Below are 316 nucleotides of genomic sequence, written 5' to 3'. Positions count from 1 at the left end.
GTTTCCTTGAAGTGAATTGTTTTTTATTCGACTTTTTCTGGAAATCATTCCATTCGTTTTTACACTTACTCAGCCCCCACGGATCCACCCAACCCAGCGCATTCGGGGCATACTGGTAAAGGTTGATCCCGCCCGCCAGCCCTATAGGATCCTGCTGGGTAAACCGTCCGCTGTCCGGGTCATAATAACCAAACAGATTGTAGTGCAGTCCGGTTTCCCGGTCCAGGTACTGGCCCTGCATACGCAGGTTCTGCTCCACCACAGGAACACGCTGGCTGGACTCGCGCAGCAGCTTGCCCCACGGGCTGTTGATACC

The 316-nt window shown here is 53.8% G+C and carries 1 protein-coding gene; it reads right to left on the bottom strand.

From position 1 onward, the window contains the following. On the bottom strand, nt 1–316 hold a 316-nt coding region (locus SB756_RS28990; protein ID WP_410912978.1), incomplete at both ends, for an RHS repeat-associated core domain-containing protein.

The organism is Pseudomonas sp. SIMBA_068, assembly GCF_046534705.1.
GTDB classification, from domain to species: domain Bacteria; phylum Pseudomonadota; class Gammaproteobacteria; order Pseudomonadales; family Pseudomonadaceae; genus Aquipseudomonas; species Aquipseudomonas putida.
This window is presented reverse-complemented; position numbering and strand designations above follow the sequence as displayed.